The organism is Amycolatopsis camponoti (assembly GCF_902497555.1).
Classification (GTDB): Bacteria; Actinomycetota; Actinomycetes; order Mycobacteriales; family Pseudonocardiaceae; genus Amycolatopsis; species Amycolatopsis camponoti.
In genome coordinates, this window is the sequence record NZ_CABVGP010000001.1 from 4,213,849 (window position 1) to 4,231,017 (window position 17,169).

17 protein-coding genes are annotated in these 17,169 nt (G+C 71.1%); 9 read left to right on the top strand and 8 right to left on the bottom strand.

All coding sequences use genetic code 11. The annotated features are described in order from the left end of the window. Position 1: 1 nt before the first annotated feature. From AA23TX_RS19740 to AA23TX_RS19760, 5 genes are read right to left on the bottom strand one after another with little or no spacing between them, the layout of a single operon-like run. Positions 2 to 1,561 (bottom strand): ABC transporter substrate-binding protein, encoded by a 1,560-nt coding sequence (locus tag AA23TX_RS19740; RefSeq protein ID WP_155543965.1) that lies wholly within the window; start codon positions 1,559 to 1,561, stop codon positions 2 to 4. 33 nt (positions 1,562 to 1,594) lie between these two features. After that, complete coding sequence (locus AA23TX_RS19745) at positions 1,595 to 2,017, bottom strand: thioesterase family protein (protein WP_155543966.1); 423 nt, start codon at positions 2,015 to 2,017, stop codon at positions 1,595 to 1,597. Beyond that, positions 2,010 to 2,939 carry a 3-hydroxyacyl-CoA dehydrogenase NAD-binding domain-containing protein gene (locus tag AA23TX_RS19750; RefSeq protein ID WP_155543967.1) on the bottom strand — a complete coding sequence of 310 codons (930 nt, stop codon included), beginning with the start codon at positions 2,937 to 2,939 and terminating at the stop codon, positions 2,010 to 2,012. The genes AA23TX_RS19745 and AA23TX_RS19750 overlap by 8 nt, the downstream gene beginning before the upstream one ends. Then, a complete protein-coding gene (locus tag AA23TX_RS19755) occupies positions 2,932 to 3,825 on the bottom strand; it encodes a beta-keto acid cleavage family enzyme (RefSeq protein ID WP_155543968.1) in 894 nt (297 codons plus the stop codon). Before AA23TX_RS19755 ends, AA23TX_RS19750 begins: the two co-directional genes overlap by 8 nt. Beyond that, the gene (locus AA23TX_RS19760) at positions 3,825 to 4,688 is read right to left on the bottom strand and encodes a TetR/AcrR family transcriptional regulator (protein WP_155543969.1); all 864 of its coding nucleotides are present in this window, start codon (positions 4,686 to 4,688) and stop codon (positions 3,825 to 3,827) included. Before AA23TX_RS19760 ends, AA23TX_RS19755 begins: the two co-directional genes overlap by 1 nt. Before the next feature lie 351 nt (positions 4,689 to 5,039). Between AA23TX_RS19760 and AA23TX_RS19765 the strand changes: the two genes are divergently transcribed. The 5 genes from AA23TX_RS19765 to AA23TX_RS19785 all read left to right on the top strand — a co-directional run bounded on the left by AA23TX_RS19765 (position 5,040) and on the right by AA23TX_RS19785 (position 9,932). Then, complete coding sequence (locus AA23TX_RS19765; protein WP_155543970.1) at positions 5,040 to 6,308, top strand: FAD-dependent oxidoreductase; 1,269 nt, start codon at positions 5,040 to 5,042, stop codon at positions 6,306 to 6,308. A 68-nt stretch (positions 6,309 to 6,376) separates the two neighbouring features. Then, positions 6,377 to 7,699 carry a M20/M25/M40 family metallo-hydrolase gene (locus AA23TX_RS19770; RefSeq protein ID WP_155543971.1) on the top strand — a complete coding sequence of 441 codons (1,323 nt, stop codon included), beginning with the start codon at positions 6,377 to 6,379 and terminating at the stop codon, positions 7,697 to 7,699. Beyond that, positions 7,699 to 8,592 carry an alpha/beta fold hydrolase gene (locus AA23TX_RS19775; protein WP_155543972.1) on the top strand — a complete coding sequence of 298 codons (894 nt, stop codon included), beginning with the start codon at positions 7,699 to 7,701 and terminating at the stop codon, positions 8,590 to 8,592. Before AA23TX_RS19770 ends, AA23TX_RS19775 begins: the two co-directional genes overlap by 1 nt. A 31-nt stretch (positions 8,593 to 8,623) precedes the next feature. Next, complete coding sequence (locus tag AA23TX_RS19780) at positions 8,624 to 9,220, top strand: winged helix-turn-helix domain-containing protein (RefSeq protein ID WP_196425380.1); 597 nt, start codon at positions 8,624 to 8,626, stop codon at positions 9,218 to 9,220. Continuing rightward, positions 9,210 to 9,932 (top strand): SRPBCC family protein, encoded by a 723-nt coding sequence (locus AA23TX_RS19785; RefSeq protein ID WP_155543973.1) that lies wholly within the window; start codon positions 9,210 to 9,212, stop codon positions 9,930 to 9,932. The genes AA23TX_RS19780 and AA23TX_RS19785 overlap by 11 nt, the downstream gene beginning before the upstream one ends. On the opposite strand, the gene AA23TX_RS19790 is transcribed toward AA23TX_RS19785, so the two are convergent. The 3 genes from AA23TX_RS19790 to AA23TX_RS19800 form a co-directional block, all read right to left on the bottom strand. Continuing rightward, a complete protein-coding gene (locus tag AA23TX_RS19790) occupies positions 9,929 to 10,153 on the bottom strand; it encodes a DUF5703 family protein (protein WP_155543974.1) in 225 nt (74 codons plus the stop codon). The two genes, AA23TX_RS19785 and AA23TX_RS19790, sit on opposite strands and share 4 nt — an antisense overlap. Continuing rightward, entirely contained in the window at positions 10,150 to 11,157 is a 1,008-nt protein-coding gene (locus tag AA23TX_RS19795; protein ID WP_155543975.1) for a YncE family protein, read from the bottom strand. The genes AA23TX_RS19790 and AA23TX_RS19795 overlap by 4 nt, the downstream gene beginning before the upstream one ends. A 91-nt stretch (positions 11,158 to 11,248) precedes the next feature. Then, positions 11,249 to 12,217, bottom strand: a complete 969-nt coding sequence (locus tag AA23TX_RS19800) for an aldo/keto reductase (RefSeq protein ID WP_196425381.1) — start codon at positions 12,215 to 12,217, stop codon at positions 11,249 to 11,251. An 87-nt stretch (positions 12,218 to 12,304) separates the two neighbouring features. Between AA23TX_RS19800 and AA23TX_RS19805 the strand changes: the two genes are divergently transcribed. The 4 genes from AA23TX_RS19805 to AA23TX_RS19820 all read left to right on the top strand — a co-directional run bounded on the left by AA23TX_RS19805 (position 12,305) and on the right by AA23TX_RS19820 (position 17,092). Next, entirely contained in the window at positions 12,305 to 13,342 is a 1,038-nt protein-coding gene (locus AA23TX_RS19805) for an LLM class F420-dependent oxidoreductase (protein ID WP_155543976.1), read from the top strand. Position 13,343: 1 nt separating this feature from the next. Continuing rightward, a complete protein-coding gene (locus AA23TX_RS19810) occupies positions 13,344 to 14,186 on the top strand; it encodes an undecaprenyl-diphosphate phosphatase (protein WP_155543977.1) in 843 nt (280 codons plus the stop codon). Between the two features lie 49 nt (positions 14,187 to 14,235). After that, positions 14,236 to 14,943 (top strand): histidine phosphatase family protein, encoded by a 708-nt coding sequence (locus AA23TX_RS19815; RefSeq protein ID WP_155543978.1) that lies wholly within the window; start codon positions 14,236 to 14,238, stop codon positions 14,941 to 14,943. A gap of 94 nt (positions 14,944 to 15,037) precedes the next feature. After that, positions 15,038 to 17,092 carry a M3 family metallopeptidase gene (locus tag AA23TX_RS19820; protein WP_155543979.1) on the top strand — a complete coding sequence of 685 codons (2,055 nt, stop codon included), beginning with the start codon at positions 15,038 to 15,040 and terminating at the stop codon, positions 17,090 to 17,092. Positions 17,093 to 17,169 lie beyond the last annotated feature (77 nt).

Consider the following 17,169-nt stretch of genomic DNA (forward strand, 5'->3'; position numbering starts at 1 on the left):
GTCACGCCTCCCCGCTCGTGCCGAGCCAGGCGGTGCGGAACTGGTAGCCGCTCAGCGAAACCCCGGTGCGGTCCGGGACGAGCCCGGCGACGTACTTCTGGTGGGCGTCGACCTGGTTGACGAAGCCCCAGATGATCAGCCCGCCGCGTTCGTACTCGATCTTCTGAGCCCGTCGCAGCAGGTCCGCCCGGGCCTTCGGGTCCACTGTGGACCCGGCGCGGGAGACGAGGTCGACGAACTCCGGGTCCTGCCAGTGCGTCTCGTTGTACGGCGACTTCGGCAACGAGCCGTTCGCGACCTGCGGCAGGTAGTTGCGGGTGTACCAGAAGTCCTGGGCGAAGTCCCAGGACAGGTAGTTCTCGCCGTAGAACGTCGTGGTGTCCAGCTTGCGGATCTTGACGGTGATGCCCGCCGCCTTGGCCTGCTGCTGGAACACCTGCGCCGCTTCGACCGCGCCCGCCTGGATCGGCGCGGTGACCAGCTCGACGGCCAAAGTGGAGTGCCCGGCCTCGGCGAGGAGCTGCTTCGCCCGGGTGATGTCCTGCTTGCGCTGGGGGAGCTCCTTGGCGTAGGCGGGGTCGAACGGCGCGTAGAGGTCGTTGCCGAGCCTGCCCTGTCCACTGAGGACCTGGTTTATCATCTGCTCCCGGTCGACGACCAGCCGCATGGCCTGGCGCACGCGGACGTCGTCGAACGGCGGCCGGTCGACCCGCATGGTGAACGGCAGCCACGTGCCGGTCTCGGCGGTGAGCACCTGGATCCGCGGGTCGCTGTTCAGGACGTCGACGAGGGCCACCGGCACCTGGTCGATGGCGTCCACCTGGGACGACAGCAGGGCGTTGATCCGGGCGTCGTCGTCGGCGAAGTTGATCAGCACCAGTTCGTCGAGGTAGGGCTGCCCGGGGCGCCAGTAGTGCTCGTTGCGGGTGAACGTGCTCTGCTGCCCGACGGCGAACGACCCGGCCTTGAACGGGCCGGTGCCGATCGGGTGCTTCAGGTCGAAGTCCGCCGGGACGATGCCGAGCGAGTACTGGCCGAGCAGGTCGTCGAAACCGGCGTTCGGCGTGCTCAGCCGGAACTCGACGGCCCGGTCGCCGCTCGGGGCCACCTCGGCTAGCATGGTCAGCCCGGCCGCGCCGCTCTTGGGGTCCTTCGGGTCCATGATCCGCTTGAAGGTGGCGACGACGTCGGCCGGCGTCACCGGGCGGCCGTCGTGGAACTTGACGCCGTCGCGCAGGACGGCGGTCCACGTCCGGGCGTCCGGCGACGCCGTCAGGGACCGCGCGACCAGGAACTCCAGCCGGTAGTCGTGGTCGCGGTGGAGCAGCGGCTCGTAGAGGTTGATGACCCGCGCGATGTCCGGGTTGGTCGCCGGGACGTGCGGGTCGAGCGTGTCGGACGCGCCGCCGCCGGTGACGCCGACCCGCAGCCGGCCGCCGGAGCGGGGCGGCCCGGTCGGCACCGGGGCGGCGTACGTCGCGCCGCAGCCGGCCGCCAGCACGGCGACACCGGTGGCGGCCAGGAACCTGCGCCGGGTGAGGGGACTGCATCGCTCTTCCATGGTGGGGACTTCCGGTGGGAGCGGGCGTTCGGGTCAGGCGATGGCGCGCCCCGCGTAGTCCGGGACCGGGTTGAGGTAGCCGCGCAGCCGCTCCGCGATGACGGCGGGGAGCGGCGAAGCTCTGCTCTCGGTGACGTGGATCGCCAGGATCTCCTCGGTGGCGACGAGGTCCCCGCCGACGCGCATCTCGTGGCAGAGCCGGACTTTCTTCCCGCCGACGTCGAGCACTCTCGTCGTGACGTCCAGCTCGGTGTCCGGGCCGACTTCCCGCAGGTAGCGGACGTGTGCCTCCACTGTGTACAGCGAGGAGCCGCTGCGCTCCGGGCCGAGGCCGACGGTGTGCATCAGGTGCGTCGTCGCGTCGCCGAAGACCAGGACGTAGTACGGCTCGGACAGGTGGCCGTTGTAGTCGATCCACTCCGGCCGGACGCGGTCGCAGTAGGACAGCTCAGCCATCGCGCGCCTCCTCGACCGCGCGCTGGATGGCGATGATCGCCCGGTCGCGTTCGGCGATGAGGTCCGCGATCGTGCGTTCCCCGGCCTCGTCTTCGCAGCCCTCGACCACGGCGTCGCGGAGCTCGGTGGTCAGCTCGGGGGCCTCGAGCCGGGTCCACGGCGACTTCAGCGACGGCCCGAAGTGGTCGAGCATGTGCGCCATGCCGCCCTCGCCGCCCGCGAGGTGGAAGGTGAGCATCGGGCCCTGGACCGGCCAGCGCAGGCCGGGGCCGTCGGTGATGGCGGTGTCGATCTGCTCGACCGTGGCCTCGCCGTTCGCGACCATGTGCAGGGCCTCGCGCCAGAGCGCTTCCTGGAGCCGGTTGGCGATGAAGCCGGGGACCTCGCGGTCCATGGTGATCACGGTTTTGCCGACGCGCCGGTAGAAGTCCGCGGCGTGCTCGACGGCCCAGGCCTCGGTGCGTGCGCCGCCGACGACCTCGACCAGGGGGATCAGGTAGGGCGGGTTGAACGGGTGCCCGACGACGAGCCGTTCGGGCGTCGCGGCGTCCGCCTGCATCTCGGTCATGCCGTAACCCGACGTCGACGAGGCGATGACGATCCCGGGCGGGGTCGCGGCGTCGATCTCGGAGAGGAGCTTCTGCTTGAGCGGCAGGTCCTCGGGGGCGCTTTCCTGGACGAAGACGGCGTCGGCGACGGCCTCGGCGAGGGTCGGCGCGACGACGAGGTTGTCGCGGCTCGCGCCGTTATTCAGGCCCAGTGAGGTGAGCGCGGGCCAGGCGGCGTCGACGAGCCGTTTCAGCTTCGCTTCGGCGTCCGGCGCCGGGTCCCAGGCGTGGACGCGGAAGCCCTGGGCGAGGAAGTGCGCGACCCAGCCGCCGCCGATCACGCCGGCGCCGACGCACGCGACCGTCTCAGGCATGCACGCGCTCCTTCAGGCCGAGGATCTGGCGGGCGCGGGAAGCGCTTACCACGGTGGCACCGAGGTCCTGCACGATCCCGACGGCGCGCTCGACGAGCTGCCCGTTGGTCGCCTTGACGCCCTTGGCGAGGTACAGGTTGTCTTCGAGGCCGACCCGGACGTGCCCGCCGAGCAGCACGGACTGCGCGACCCACGGCATCTGGTCCCGGCCGATGGCGAACGACGCCCACTGCGCGTTGTCCGGCAGCAGCTTGACCATCGCCTGCAACAGCCCGGGGTCGACCGGCGCGCCGTAGGGGATGCCCATGCAGAGCTGGAAGAGCGGGGGAGCGTCGATCAGGCCCTCTTCGACCATCTTGGACGCGAACCACAGGTGCCCGGTGTCGAAGATCTCCAGCTCCGGCTTGACGCCCAGCTCCTGGATCCGCTTCGCACCGGCGCGCAGCATGTCCGGAGTGGACACGTAGAGCTGGCTGCCCTCGCCGAAGTTGAGGGAACCGCAGTCGAGGGTGCAGATGTCCGGAAGCAGCTCTTCGACGTGGGGGAGCCGGTCCATGGCGTTCACGAGATCGGTTCCGTCGACGGGCTTGAGCGGGTCTTCCTGGTCGATGACGAGGTCGCCACCCATGCCGGCGGTCAGGTTGACGACGACGTCCACATCGGACTCTTTCACCAGCCGCACGACCTCGCGGTAGAGCGCGACGTCCCGCGACGGCGACCCGGTCTCGGGATCCCGGACGTGGATGTGCACGACGGCGGCCCCGGCGTTCGCGGCCTCGACGGCGCTCGCGGCGATCTGCGCGGGCGTGACCGGCACGTGCGGGCTCCGGCCGACGGTGTCGCCGGCGCCGGTGAGGGCGCAGGTGACGATGACCTCGTGGTTCATCAGTCCCCTTTCACGATGGACCTCTCGATGAAGTCGTGCAGGTGTTCTCGCATGCTCTCGGCCGTGCTGCCCGGGCGGCCGGTCAGCACCTGGATGCCGAGGCCGTCGATCAGTGCCGTCAGGCGGGTGGTCGCGGCGACCGGGTCGGTCACCGAGAAGACGCCCTGTTCGCAGCCGGAGCGGATGGTCATGGCGATCGTGCGCTCCCAGCGGCCGATCGAGTCGTGGTACAGCGACCGGAACGACGGGTCGAGCGAGACCTCGTTCCACACCTGCAGCCAAACCGACCACTCGGCGCGCAGGACGCCGTCGGTCGGCAGCTGCAGCTCGACCAGGCGGTGCAGCCGCTCGTGCGCGTCCTCGATGGAGTGCAGCTCGGCGACCTGGCGGTCGAACGCGAGCTTCACGTTGCGCCGCAGCGCTTCGTTGAGGACCTCGGTCTTGCTCGGGAAGTGGTAGTGGATGGCCGCGGTGCTGGTGCCGCACGCCTCGGCGATGTCGGCGATGCGCACCTTGTGGTAGCCGCGTTCGGCGATCAGCGTCCAGGCCGTCTCGAGGATGCGGCGGCGCGGCTCGGACTGGGCGAGGTGGTCGGGGTCGTCGCTCGCGAGGCGGGTGGCCGGCGCGGGCACCGCCGTGACGGTGACCGCGTCGTCGCTGCCGTTGAGCAGCCAGTTGACCGTGACGCCGCAGTGCTCGGCGACGCGGACCAGTTCGTGCGGCGAGAACCGGCGAGTGCCGTTCAGCGCCTTGGACAGTTTCGTTTCGTCGAGCCCGATCGCGGCGGCGAACTCCCGCTGGGCTCCCGGCATGGCCTTGACCAGACCGCGGACCCGGTCCCGCAGCTCCGCGGTTTCGTCCATGCCAGGAGACGGTAACCCCGCGTTGCGATAATCGCAATACTCCGCTCAGTCCGATCACGAAATGTTGTGGTTGAGCGGAGTTGCGACACGATTTGACTGATGAGTCAGTCGGCCACGACCGTAAGTCCACGACGAGGGGACCGCGCTGGTTGTCGGGGTGCGGCAGCGCTGCGCCACAGATCCGAGCCCGACCGGCCGTGCCCGACGAGGCAACGCGGTTGCCCGATGTCGCCCAGGATTCCGCGACCGGCGCCGCAACTCGGCGGTTGAGCCCCGGCCGGGTCACGTCGCCGGAATGATGTTCTCCGTTGATCGGTTCCGTGGTGGAGGAGATCACCGGAGGGGGCACGAATGGAACGGACGACGTGTTGCGTCGTGGGCGGGGGCCCGGCGGGGATGATGCTCGGCCTGCTGCTGGCGCGGGGCGGAGTGGACGTCACCGTGCTGGAGAAGCACGGCGACTTCCGGCACGACTTCCGCGGGGACACCGTCCATCCCGCCACCCTCGCCGTGCTCGACGATCTGGGCTTGGGGGAGCGCTTCGCGGAACTGCCGCAGTCCAGGGTCACCGAGGTGCTCCTGCCGGACGCGGGCGGCGGGCTGCGGCGGATCGGCGACTTCGGGCAGCTGGGCCGGCTCGGTGTCCGGCACCCGTACGTGGCGATCGTTCCCCAGTGGGACCTGCTCGATCTGCTCGCCGAGGCCGGGCGTGCCGAGCCCACGTTCCACTTGCGGATGGGCACCGAGGCCACCTCGGCGATCCGGGAGCGCGGCCGGGTGGCCGGAGTCGCTTACCGCACCGCGGCCGGCGCCGTGGGCGAGATCCGGGCCGACCTCACGGTCGCCTGCGACGGACGGCGCTCCCGGCTGCGCGCGGCGTCCGGCCTACCGGTGACCGAGTTCGACATCCCGTTCGACACCTGGTGGTTCCGGCTCTCCCGCCGGAAAGAGGAACAGGACGGGGTGCTGACGCGGCGGGCCGGACGGGGGTGCTTCGCCGTGGTCATCCCGCGGGAGGACTACTTCCAAATCGGCTACGTCGCGGCGAAGGGCACGGACGGGCAGCTGAGGGCACGCGGCATCGAGGTGTTCAGGCGCGAGGTGGCCGGACTGCTCCCGGAGTGTGCGGACCGTGTCGGTGAGCTGAACTCGATGGACGACGTGAAGCACCTCGAAGTGAAGCTCAACCGGCTGCGCCGGTGGCACGTCGACGGGCTGTTGTGCATCGGCGACGCCGCGCACGCGATGTCGCCGGTGGGCGGGATGGGGATCAACCTGGCGGTCCAGGACGCGGTGGCCACCGCCGCCCTGCTGGCCGGGCCCCTCCGCGGCGGCACCGTGACCACGAAAGACCTCGCGCGGGTGCGAAGACGTCGCGCGCTGCCGACGTTTCTGGTCCAGGCTCTGCAGCGGATCATGCACACCGACCTCGCGGGCCCCATCCGGTCGGGCACGCAGGCCGGCCCGCCGGGGCCGCTGATCACCGCGTTCCTGCGGTTCCCCGCCTTGCACGTCCTCCCCGTGTACCTCGTCGGCATGGGCTTCCGGCCGGAACGGGCACCGGCGTTCGCCCGCCGTGCGCCCGTTCCAGGCCGAGGTGCGCCGCGGAGCGTCCGCTGAGGGGCCCGCGAAGGTCCCACCAGGCGCGCAGCCAGCACGCCCGGCCATCCGGGTGATAGGAATGGCCGGTGACCGAACCGAACCTGATCGAAGCCGCCGCGGCCGAGGCCGTCACGCTGACCAGCGAGCTCATCCGCATCGACACGACCAACACCGGCGATCCCGACACGCTGGTCGGCGAGCGGGCCGCGGCCGAGTATGTCGCGGAGAAGCTGACCGACGCCGGCTACGAGATCACCTACGTCGAGTCGGGTGGGAAGAACCGGCACAACGTGATCGTCCGGCTGGAAGGCGCCGACCGTACGCGCGGTGGGCTGCTCATCCACGGCCACCTCGACGCCGTCCCCGCCGACGCCTCCGAGTGGTCGGTCCACCCCTTCTCCGGTGCGGTCCAGGACGACTACGTCTGGGGCCGCGGCGCGGTCGACATGAAGGACATGTGCGGGATGGCGCTCGCGCTGGCCCGCCACTACAAGATGAACAACGTCGTGCCCCCGCGCGACCTCGTCTTCGCCTTCCTCGCCGACGAAGAAGCGGGCGGCAAGTACGGTGCCCAGTGGCTCGTCGAGAACCGCCCCGAGCTGTTCGAAGGCGTCACCGAGGCGATCAGCGAGGTCGGCGGCTTCTCGATCACGCTCAAGGACGACGTCCGCGCCTACCTGATCGAGACGGCGGAGAAGGGCATCCGCTGGATGAAGCTGCGCGTGCGCGGCACCGCCGGGCACGGCTCGATGATCCACCGCGACAACGCCGTGACGAAGCTGGCCGACGCCGTCGCGAAGCTCGGCAACCACCGCTTCCCGCTCGTGCTGACCGACTCGGTGAAGGAGTTCCTCGCCGGCGTCACCGAGATCACCGGCTGGGACTTCCCCGAAGACGACCTCGAAGGCTCGGTCGCGAAACTGGGCAACATCTCCCGGATGATCGGCGCGACGCTGCGCGACACCGCCAACCCGACGATGCTCACCGCCGGGTACAAGTCGAACGTCATCCCGTCGGTCGCCGAGGCGACGGTGGACTGCCGGATCCTGCCCGGCCGCCTCGAGGCGTTCAACCGCGAGCTCGACGAGCTGCTCGGGCCGGACATCGAGAAGGAGTGGATGGAGCTCCCGCCGGTCGAGACGACGTTCGACGGCGCCCTCGTCGACGCCATGACCGCCGCGGTGCTGGCCGAGGACCCGGGCGCGAGGACCCTGCCGTACATGCTGTCCGGCGGCACCGACGCGAAGTCGTTCCAGGACCTCGGGATCCGCAACTTCGGCTTCGCGCCGCTCAAGCTGCCGGCCGACCTCGACTTCTCGGCGCTCTTCCACGGCGTCGACGAGCGTGTCCCGGTCGAGGCGCTGAAGTTCGGCACCCGCGTGCTGGACCGGTTCCTGCGCACCAGCTGATGACCGCGTTCGCGCTCGCCGACGGCACGTCCCTGCAGGTGGTGCGCAGGGGCGACCCGGCCGCGCCGGTGACCGTGGTGTTCGTCCACGGCTACGCGCTCGACCAGCGCAGCTGGGGCCGGATCGCGCCGCTGGTGCCGGACGCGGCCGACGGGCCGGTGGCCGTGCTGACCTACGACCAGCGCGGCCACGGCGGGTCGGGGCGGGCGCGGCGCGGCACCGCGACGATGGCGCAGCTCGGCGACGACCTCGCCGAGCTGCTCGAGCGCGAAGTCCCCGAAGGACGCGTGGTGCTCGTGGGGCACGACATGGGCGGCCTGGCGATCATGTCGTTGTCGCAGCGCCACCCGGAGTTGTTCGCGGAACGGGTGTGCGGGCTGGTGCTGCTCGCGACGTCGTCGGGGACGCTCGCCACCGAGGTCTCGGCGACGTGGCCGAACGCGCTGGGGAAGCTGGCCCGTGACCTCGAAGCGGTGCTCGGCTCGAAGCTCTTCGGCGTGGTCCGCGAGCGCACCAGCCGGGCGGTGAGCGCGGGCCTGCGGTGGTGGCTGTTCGGCGACGACCCGGACCCGGAGCTGGTCGAGCTGACCGTGAAGATGATCCGCGGCAACTGGCCGCACACGGTGTCGCTGTTCCGCCCGGCGCTGGACGCCTACGCGCGCGACTCGGCGTTGGCGCAGGTCGGCGGCCTGCCGGTGACGGCGATCGTGGGGGAGCGGGACCGGATCGTCCGCGCGTCCGACGTCGAGCAGTGGGCCGGCGGCCTCGGCGAGGGGACGGCGGTGGTGCTGCCCGGCGTCGGGCACGTCGTGCCGCTGGAAGCCGCGGCGCAGGTGCTGCCGCGGGTCGTCGCCATGGTCAACGCCAGCCACCGACAAGACGAGAGTTCTTGACAACTTCTCTTTTCGGAACGATCCTTGACCCATGTTCTCCGTGGCGGTGATCGAAGACGCGTCGGCGGCCGAGGTGTCACTGGACCCGGTCCGGGCCCGGCTGCTCGCCGAACTGGCCGAGCCGGCGTCCGCGACGATGCTGGCGGCGCGGGTCGACCTCCCGCGCCAGAAGGTCAACTACCACCTGCGCACGCTCGAGGCGCACGGCCTGGTGGAGCTGGTCGAGGAGCGGCGGAAGGGCAACGTCACCGAGCGGATGATGCGCGCGACGGCGTCGTCGTACGTCATCTCGCCGGCCGCGCTGGCCGCCGTCCAGCCCGACCCGGCCCAGTCGCCGGACCGGCTTTCGGCGCGCTGGCTGCTCGCCGTCGCCGGCCGGCTGGTGCGGGACGTCGGCCAGCTGATCACCGGCGGGGCGAAGGCCCAGCAGCGCGTCGCCACCTTCGCGCTCGACGGCGAGGTCCGGTTCGCCTCCGCGGCCGACCGCGCCGCGTTCGCCGAAGAGCTCGCGACCGCCGTCACGACCCTGGTCGGCAAGTACCACGACGAGACGGCCGAGAAGGGCCGTCCGCACCGGGTGGTCGTCGCCGTCCACCCGAGCATCCCGGAGGACCCTCGTGGGGCATGAGTTCGAGCTGACCGACGTCGCCGAGGTCGACGCGACGCCGGAGCAGGTGTGGGAGGCCATCGCCAGCGGGCCGGGCATCGACTCGTGGTTCATGGGCCGCAACGAGGTCGAGGGCGGCACCGGCGGTGTCATCCGGGGCGCGTTCGGCGGCTACGAGCCCGAGTACCGGATCCGGGAGTGGGACCCGCTCGAGAAGCTCGTCTACGGCAGCGACCCGGCGCCCGACGGCCGGAAGATCGCCTACGAGTTCCTCATCGAGGGCCGCGACGGCGGCAGTTCAGTGGTCCGCTGCGTCACGAGCGGCTTCCTGCCCGGCGACGACTGGGAAGACGAGTTCGAGGCGATGACCACGGGCGGCGCGATGTTCTTCCGCACCCTCGTCGAGTACGTCACGCACTTCGCCGGCCGGACCGCGGTGCCGGTCACCGCGTTCGGCCCACCGGTGGGGGACTGGCCCACCGCCTGGGCTCAGCTGGGCACGGCACTGGGGCTGTCTTCCCGGCCTGCGGTCGGGGACCGGGTCTCCCTCGGCGGTGTCGTTTACGCGGCCAACGACCAGACGGTGGGAATCCGCACGGCGGACGCGATGCTCCGGTTCATGAAGGGCTTCCACGGCCCGATGGTCGCGTCCCACCACCTCTTCACCCCGGGAGCGGACGCCGAAGCGGAAGAGAAGTCCTGGACCGACTGGCTGAACCGCGTGTTCGGTTAGGTCGGCAGCGCGCCCGGGAGGCTTTCGTTCGTCTTCTTGCGGCGCAGCCAGACCCGGCGCGTGCCGTCGGCGTAGAGCCGCACGTTGCGCAGTTCCCAGCCCGCGAACTCCGCGTGGATGGAGAGCTGGATCGCCGCCGCACGCCGGGACACGCCCGGGGGGAGGTGCAGGCGGCGATACTCCCAATCCCCTTCGACCACCGCCTCGCTGACCGTCGTCATGGCTGGATCACCTGGGTCCCTTCTCCGGCCGCCGAGCCGACGATCACCCGGCCGCTGGTTTCGTCCACCCCGACCGAGTCCGGCTGGCGCACGGTGGGGAACCTGAACTTCTCGACGGGCTCGCCACCGCGGACGTCGAACCCGACCACTTCGTTGCGTCCGGTCAGCGTCACCCAGGCCAAGCTCCGCCGAGCGTCGTAGGCGATCCCGTACACGCCCCCGCGCACCGGGTAGCGCTGGCGCATGATGAGCGGCGAAGCCGAGAACGCGATCAGCGCACCCGCCCGCGCGTCCGTGACCAGCACCCGCCCGTACGAGTCCGCCACGGCGTTGGCGGCGCCGTCACCCGCGCGCAGGCCCTCGTTGACCTTCCCGGCGGCGACGTCGACCGAGAACACGGCCGTGCGCAGCCGGTCCAGCACCACGACACCCTTGCCGGTGTCGACGACGTCGTCGGCGCTGTACAGCTGCCCGCCGATGGTCCGCGCCGGACCCGTCGCCGGCAGCAGCTGGATATCCTTCGCGGTCCCCATCGCGACCAGCCGGTCGGCGCCGTAAGCGATGCTCGACGCCGGCTGCCCACCCGTCTTCGTCTCGGTGAGCTTCCGGTCCGGCAGCGTCAGCTGCTGCACCACACCTTGAGCCGGCTCCGCGATCTCGACCCGCCCCGGCGCCACCGACAGCTTCTCCGCCTTGCCGTATAACGGCATATTCACCGGGGGTGACGCGAGCGCGTCCAAGTCGTAGAGCTGCAAAGACGGCGGCTGAGCGAGAGCGACGACGAGGGTCCCCTGGGCGACGGCGACGGCCGAGACGGCGCCGGTGGCGAGCACCTGACCGGCCGGCTTCACGGTCACGGCGGGGGAGACCGCCGGCTTCGCGGCCACGGGGTTCGCGACGATCTGCAGGTCGTCGCCGTCGGACTTGGCCGACGAGCAGCCCGAGAGCACCAGGGCACCGGCGAGCGGGATCGCGATCCACGACACGGCGGCGAACCGACGCACGTTGCTGCCTCCAGGTGTTCCTCGACCGGCGGTCTTCACCAGCATCCTCCACGATCGTCTTGCCGTCACGTGCATGTCACCCAACAGACACCTAGCGCGGCCAGCGCTCCGGGTAACCCACCTCGATCGCGCTGACGTCGTCGAGCGCCGAGCGGATGGCCGGCGGGAGCGTGATGTCCTCCGCCGCGAGCGAACCGGTGAGCTGACCGGTGTCCCGGGCCCCCACGACCGGGGCCACGACGCCGGGCCGGTCGCGGACCCAGGCCAGCGCGACGGCCAGCGGCGACGTGCCCAGCCCGTCGGCCGCGGTGGCCACCGCCTGCACGATCCGGGCGGCGCGGTCGGTGCGGTGGTGCTCGACGTAGCCGGCGTACGCGCTGTTCGCGCCGCGTGAGTCGGCGGGTGTGCCGGTGCGGTACTTGCCGGTCAGCACGCCGCGGCCCAGGGGCGCCCAGGGCAGCAGCCCGATGCCGTGGTGCTCGGCGGCCGGGACGACCTCGCGGTCCACCCCGCGCTCCAGCAGCGAGTACTCGACCTGGGTGGAGACGATCGGCGCGACCGCGGCGGCGCCGGCGGCGGCCGTCGCGAGCTGCCAGCCCGCGTAGTTCGAGACGCCGATGTAGCGGACCTTGCCGCTGGTCACGGCGTACTCGAGGGCGGCGAGGGTTTCGGCGATCGGCACGCAGGTGTCCCAGGCGTGCAGCTGCCACAGGTCGACGTGGTCGGTGCCGAGCCGCTTGAGCGAGCCGTCGAGCGCGGTGAGCAGGGCGCCGCGGGAGGCGCCGCCGCCGAACGGGCCCTCGGTGCGCCGGGCGACCGCCTTGGTCGCGAGGACGACGTCGTCGCGGGGCACGAGGTCGCCGAGCAGCGAGCCGAGCACCCGCTCGCTCTCACCCTCGCCGTAGATGTCGGCCGTGTCGACCAGGGTGCCGCCGGCGTCCACGAAGGCGACCAGCTGGCTGGCCGCTTCTTCCGCGTCGGTGTCGCCACCCCAGGTCATGGTGCCGAGCGCCATCCGCGAGACGCGCAGTCCCGAGCGGCCGAGCAGTCGCTTTTCCACGACCGCCGAGCCTAGTGGGCGGCCCCTCCCGAACATGACCAAGGTGAGTCGTGTCGCCCACAAGGGCCCCCGTTAGGGTCTGGCCCCGTGCGACTCGGACTGAATCTCGGCTACTGGGGAGCGGGGAACGACCCCGCGAACCTGGCCCTGGCGAAACAAGCGGACGACCTGGGTTACGCCGTCGTGTGGGCCGCGGAGGCGTACGGCTCGGACGCCGTGACCGTGCTGACCTGGATCGCGGCGCGGACGTCGCGGATCGACGTCGGTGCCGCCGTGCTGCAGATCCCGGCCCGGACCCCGGCGATGACCGCGATGACCGCCGCGACCCTCGACACGCTCTCGGGCGGCCGGTTCCGGCTGGGGCTCGGCGTGTCCGGCCCGCAGGTGTCCGAGGGCTGGCACGGCGTGCGGTTCGCCTCGCCGCTGGGCCGCACCCGCGAGTACGCCTCGATCGTGCGTTCGGCGCTGCGGCGGGAGCGGGTGCGGTTCGAGGGCGAGCACTTCACGCTGCCGCTGCCGGACGGCCCCGGCAAGGCGCTGCGGCTGACCGTCCGGCCCGCCCGCAAGCACATCCCGCTCTACCTGGCCGCGACCGGCCCGAAGAACCTGGAGCTGACCGGCGAGATCGCCGACGGGTGGCTGCCGGTGTTCTTCTCGCCGGCGCACGCGGGGGAGCAGCTGGCGCAGGTGCGGGCGGGCGCCGAGCGCGCCGGCCGCACCTTGGACGGTTTCGACGTCGTCCCGACCGTGCCGTTCGTGCCCGGTGACGACTGGCGGGCCTGCGCGGACGCCGTCCGCGGTTACGCGGCGCTCTACCTGGGCGGGATGGGCAGCAAGGACAAGAACTTCTACAACCAGCTGGCCACGCGGATGGGCTTCGAAGCCGAAGCCGCCGAAGTGCAGGAGAAGTACCTGGCCGGCGACCGGGTGGGGGCGATGGCGGCGGTGCCGCTGGAGTTCCTCGACGCGACATCGCTGCTGGGCCCGAAGGAACGGATAGCGGAGAAGATGACCCAATTCGCCGAGGCCGGCGTGACGACCCTGTCGGTGTCGCCGTTGACCCCCGACCCGGCCGCCGCGCTGACCATCGCCGTCGAAGCGCTCGAGAAGGCGGGGGTGGCCTGACGTGGGCTGGTTCGAAGCACTCGTCCTGGGCCTGGTCCAGGGCCTGACCGAGTTCCTCCCGATCTCCTCGAGCGCGCACCTGCGGATCGTCGCGGCGCTCGTCGGCTGGGACGACCCGGGCGCGGCGTTCACCGCCGTCACCCAGATCGGCACCGAGCTGGCGGTGATCATCTACTTCGGCAAGAAGATCGGGAAGATCCTGCAGGCCTGGTTCTACTCGCTGTACAAGCCGGACTGGCGTCAGGACCCGGACGCCCGGCTGGGCTGGCTGATCATCGTCGGCTCGCTGCCGATCGTGGTGCTCGGCCTGCTGCTGCAGGACCAGATCGACAGCGCGTTCCGCGACCTGCGGATCACCGCCACGGTGCTCATCGTGTTCGGCCTGATCCTGCTCTACGCCGACCGCGTCGGGAAGCAGGAACGGACGCTGGACCACCTGACCGCGCCGCACGGCCTCGCCTTCGGGTTCGCCCAGGCGCTGGCGCTGATCCCGGGTGTCTCCCGCTCGGGCGGCACGACGAGCGCGGGCCTGCTGCTGGGCTACACCCGCGCGGAGGCGGCCGAGTACTCGTTCCTGCTGGCGCTGCCCGCGGTGTTCGGGTCGGGCGTGTACAAGCTCAAGGACATCGGTTCGGGAGGGGTGCCGGCCCAGTGGGGTCCGACGATCCTGGCCACGCTGGTCGCGTTCGGCGTCGGCTACGCGGTGATCGCGTGGCTGATGGCCTACATCAAGAAGCGCAGCTTCGTGCCGTTCGTGATCTACCGGCTCGTGCTCGGCGTGCTGCTGTTCGTGCTGATCTTCACCGGCGCACTGGACCCCAACGCGGGTCCGGTCAGCCACTGAGCCGCCCGCGTGGGGACCGGATGATCGGTCCCCACGTAGGGTGGGCCTCGTGAGTACCGTCATTCTGCTCCGGCACGGCAAGTCGACGGCGAACGGCTCCGGCGTCCTGGCCGGGCGTTCCCCGAAGGTCAGCCTCGACGACACCGGCCGCGCCCAGGCCGAAAAGCTGGTCGGCCGCCTCGACGGCGTGCCGCTGGCGGACCTGGTCGTCTCGCCGATGCTGCGGTGCAAGCAGACGGTCGGCCCGCTGGCCACCGCCCGCGGGCTCGGGAAAACCGTCGAACCCGGGCTGTCCGAAGTGGACTACGGGGACTGGACCGGCAAGGAGCTCAAGCACCTGGCGAAAGAGCCGCTCTGGCGGGTCGTGCAGGCACACGCCTCGGCCGCGGTCTTCCCCGGCGGCGAAGGGCTCGCGGCGATGCAGGCCCGCTCGGTGGCCGCCGTCCGCGCGCACGACCGCCGGATCGCCGCCGAGCACGGCGACCACGCCGTCTGGCTCCTGTGCAGCCACGGCGACGTGATCAAGTCCATCCTCGCCGACGCCCTCGGTCAGCACCTCGACGCGTTCCAGCGGATCGTCGTCGACCCCGCGTCGATCTCGGTCGTGCGCTACACCGAGACCCGGCCGTTCGTCATGCGGGTCAACGACCACAGCAGCGACCTGAGCGGGATCGTGCCGCCGGAACCCAAGCCGAAACGGGGCAAAAAGGCCGCCGGGAGCAGCGACGCCGTCGTGGGCGGTACCACCGGCCGGTGAGCTTGGCCACCTCCGGAAAGCGCTGACATCGGCACAGGTGGACCACGTAGGCTGGCGGGACCGAGTGTTGTACCCCCACCAGGAGCCTGCCCCGATGATTTCGCCGGACAACCCGTTCGCCGCACCCAGCGAACTGCCCTACGCCCTCCCGCCCTTCGACCGGATCGCCGACGAGCACTACCGGCCCGCGTTCGAGGCGGGCCTGGCCGAGCACGCGGCGGAGATCGACGAGATCGCGACGCAGGACGCCGAGCCGACGTTCGAGAACACCGTCGTGGCCCTCGAACGCGCGGGCGAGCTGCTGGGCCGCGTCGCGAGCGTGTTCTACAACCTGTCCGGCTCCAACAGCACGGACGAAATCCAGGCCATCCAGGCGGAGTTCGCGCCCAAGCTGGCCGCCCACCACGACGCCATCCACCTGAACCCGAAGCTGTTCGCCCGCATCGACACCCTCCACGCACGGCGCGAAGAACTCGGCCTGGACGAGGAGTCACGGCGGCTACTGGAGCGGCGCCACCTCGACTTCAGCCGCGCGGGCGCCGGGCTCGGCGAAACCGAACAGGCCCGCCTGCGGGAGCTGAACGCGCAGCTGTCCACGCTGCAGACGAAGTTCCAGCAGAACCTGCTCAAGGACACCAACGAGCTGGCCGTCGTCATCGAAGACCGCGCCGAGCTGGCCGGTTTCGGCGACGGCGCGATCGCCACCGCGGCCGAAGCGGCGGCGGCCCGCGGTGAGGACGGCAAGTACGTCATCCCCCTGACGCTGCCGACGAGCCAGGCCTCGCCGCTGGAGACGCTGCGCGACCGCGAGATCCGCGCCCGGATCCACACCGCGTCGATGGCGCGGGGCAACCGCGGCAACGACTTCGACAACAACACCCTCGTCGCCGAGATCGCGCACCTGCGGGCCGAACGCGCCGCGCTGCTCGGCTACCCGAACCACGCGGCGTACGTCATCGCCGACGAGACGGCGAAAACCGCCGAAGCCGCCGCCGGGCTGCTGGAGCGGCTCGCGCCCGCCGCGGTCGCGAACGCCCGCACCGAAGCCGCCGAACTGCAGCAGCTGCTCGAAGCCGACGTGCCCGGCGCGACGCTGCGCCCGTCGGACTGGCCGTACTACGCCGCGCAGGTCCGCCGCGAGCGCTTCGACGTCGACACCGAAGCCCTGCGCCCGTACTTCGAAGCCGACCGCGTGTACCTCGACGGCGTCTTCTTCGCCGCCACCAAGCTCTACGGCCTCACCTTCACCGAACGCACCGACCTCCCGAAGTACCACCCGGAGGTCCGGACCTTCGAGGTGTTCGACGCCGACGGCAGCCCGCTCGGCCTGTTCCTGCTCGACCTGTACACCCGCGACGCCAAGCGCGGCGGCGCGTGGATGAACACCTTCGTCGACCAGTCGGAACTGCTGGACCGCAAGACCGTCGTGGTCAACGTCCTCAACGTCGGCAAGCCGCCGGCGGGGGAGCCGACCCTGCTCACCTTCGACGAGGTCGTCACCGCCTTCCACGAGTTCGGCCACGCGCTCCACGCCCTGGTCTCCTCGGTCCGCTACCCGACGTTCTCCGGCACCAACGTGCCCCGCGACTTCGTCGAGTACCCCTCCCAGGTCAACGAGATGTGGATGCTGTGGCCGGAAGTACTGGCCCACTACGCCAAGCACCACGAGACGGGGGAGGCGCTGCCCCAGGAGCAGGTCGACAAGCTCCTCGCCGCCCAGCAGTACGGCGAAGGCTTCTCCACCACCGAGTACCTGGCCGCGTCCCTGCTCGACCAGGCCTGGCACCGCCTCGGCGTCGACGACCGCGTCGACGAGGTCCAGCGCTTCGAAACCGACGCCCTCGTCAAAGCCGGCGTGGCCGTCGAAGCCATCCCGCCGCGCTACCGCACGACCTACTTCGCCCACATCTTCAGCGGCGGCTACAGCGCCGGGTACTACTCCTACATCTGGAGCGAAGTCCTCGACGCCGACACCGTCCAGTGGTTCCGGGAGAGCGGGGGACTCACCCGCGACAACGGCGACCACTTCCGCCGCACCCTCCTCGGCAGGGGAGGGAGCATCGACCCCATGGACGCGTTCCGGGCCTTCCGCGGTCGCGACCCCGAGATCGACCCGCTCCTGGCGCGCCGCGGCCTCAACGGAGTCTGAGCACTCCCCTCCTCAAAGTGTATAACGACCTATACCGCCAAGCTGGTTTTTCGAAAAACCAGCTTGGCGGTCGTTCA